Origin of the sequence: Microbacterium sp. UBA3486 (genome assembly GCF_002377845.1) — a bacterium.
Lineage (GTDB): Bacteria > Actinomycetota > Actinomycetes > Actinomycetales > Microbacteriaceae > Microbacterium > Microbacterium maritypicum_A.
Window position 1 is genome coordinate 35986 of record NZ_DFQP01000087.1, and the last position, 2304, is coordinate 38289.

The following is a 2304-nucleotide window of genomic DNA, read 5'->3' on the forward strand; positions in this document are numbered from 1 at the left end:
GGCTTTTTCGCCGCCGCCTTCTTCGCCGCGGGCTTCCGCGCGGGAGCCTTCTTCTTCGCGGGGCCCTTCGCGCGCTTGATCGCCAGGAGCTCGACGGCGCGGGCGAAGTCGATCTCGTCCACGCTGTCGCCGCGCGGGATCGTCGCGTTCGTCTCACCGTCGGTGACGTACGGGCCGAAACGGCCGTCCTTGACCTTGATCGGCTTGCCGCTCACGGGGTCGGCATCGAATTCCTTCAGCGCGCTCGACGCGCGCTTCGCGCCGTACTTGGGCTGAGCGAACAGCTCCTGGGCTCCGGCGAGATCGATCGAGAAGATCGCATCTTCGCTCGGAAGCGATCGCGTGTCGCTTCCCTTCTTCAGGTACGGGCCGTAGCGCCCGTTCTGCGCGGTGATCTCAGCCTCGGACTCGGGGTCCACTCCGACGACACGGGGAAGGTCGAGCAGCGCGACCGCGCTGTCGAGCTCGATCGTGGCGGGGTCCATGCTCTTGAACAGGGACGCTGTGCGGGGCTTCTGGCCCTTCGGCAGTTCCTCGCCCTCATCGGGGAGCTCGGTGACGTAGGGACCGAAGCGCCCGTTCTTCGCGACGATGCGCTTCGAAGTCTGCGGGTGGAGACCGACGACGCGATCCTCGGCCGGTTCGGCGTCGGCGAGCTCGTGGGCTCTGGCAGGCGTCAGTTCGTCGGGCGCGAGGCCGTCGGGGATGTTGACGCTGCGCGGCTTCACCACGCCGTCTTCATCGACCTCGCACTTGTCGTCGAAGACCTCGAGGTACGGGCCGTACTTGCCGTTGCGGAGCGAGATCTCATCATCGATCTTGATCGTGTTGATCGCACGCGCGTCGATCTCGCCCAGGTTGTCGACGACGCCGCGCAGGCCGGGGTGCGCGTCGGTGCCGAAGTAGAATTCGCCGAGCCATTTGCCGCGATCCGCCTCGCCCGAAGCGATGCGGTCGAGGTCGTTCTCCATCTCGGCTGTGAAGTCGTAGTCGACGAGCTCGCTGAAGTGCTCTTCCAGGAGTCGTACGACGGAGAAGGCGATCCAGCTGGGAACGAGCGCCTGCCCCTTCTTCGTGACGTAACCGCGATCCATGATCGTGCTGATGATCGCGGCGTACGTCGACGGACGGCCGATGCCGAGTTCTTCGAGTCGCTTGGTGAGGCTGGCCTCCGTGTAGCGCGGCGGCGGGCTCGTCTCGTGGCCCTTCGCGGTCGGCTCTTCGATGCCGAGCCCCTGGCCCGAGGACAACTGCGGGAGCTTCGCATTCTGATCGCCGGACTTGTCGCCGCGGTTCTCATCGCGGCCTTCCTCGTATGCGAGGAGGAATCCGGGGAAGGTAATGACGGTGCCACTGGTGGTGAATTCCGCAGCGGTCGGTGCAGCGCTTCCGGCCTCCGACACCTGTGCCGAGAGGGTCACGGTGTCGGTGGAGCCCTTGGCGTCTGCCATCTGGCTGGCAACCGTGCGCTTCCAGATCAACTCGTACAACGCGAATTCGCCCTGCGTGAGCTTCCCCTTGAGAGAGCTCGGACGCTGGAACACTTCACCGGCCGGCCGGATCGCCTCGTGCGCCTCCTGGGCGCCCTTCGACTTGCCCGTGTACACGCGCGGCTTCTCGGGCAGCGTCTGCGCGCCGTACAGTTCCGCAGCCTGCGACCGGGCCGCCTGCACTGCCTGCTTCGAGAGCGAGGGCGAGTCGGTACGCATGTACGTGATGTAGCCGTTCTCATACAGCGACTGCGCGAACGACATCGTCTGCCGTGAGCTGTAGCGGAGCTTGCGAGAGGCCTCCTGCTGCAGCGTCGACGTGGTGAACGGCGCTGCAGGGCGACGCGTGTGCGGCTTCGTCTCGACGGAGACGACTTCTCCCCTGGCGTCCGCAGCGAGCAGGGATGCGAGGCGCTCGGCACGCTCCTGCTCCAGCGGAATGACCCCCGCCTTCGACGCACGAGCCGTCAGGTTGCCGTCGTCGCCGAAGTCGCCGCCGGTGGCGACGCGCTGGGCGTCGAGCCGCACGAGCCGGGCTTGGAACGCCGTGGTGTCGGTAGCGCTGTCGTCGGGTCGGAAGGTCGCGGTGAGGTCCCAGTACTCGGCAGCGCGGAACGCCTGGCGCTCGCGCTCGCGGTCGACGACGAGTCGCGTCGCCGCCGACTGCACTCGGCCTGCGGAGAGCTTGGGCGCGACCTTGCGCCAGAGCACCGGAGAGATGTCGTACCCGTACAGGCGATCGAGGATGCGTCGCGTCTCCTGCGCATCGACCAGCGCCGTGTCGAGGTCGCGCGTGTTCTGCTTGGCCTGTTCG

General features: G+C 67.1%; 1 protein-coding gene. It reads right to left on the reverse strand.

The window, feature by feature from the left end; all coding sequences use genetic code 11:
- The coding region (gene topA, locus B2869_RS13815; protein WP_292767752.1) for a type I DNA topoisomerase at positions 1-2304 on the reverse strand (2304 nt) is incomplete at both ends.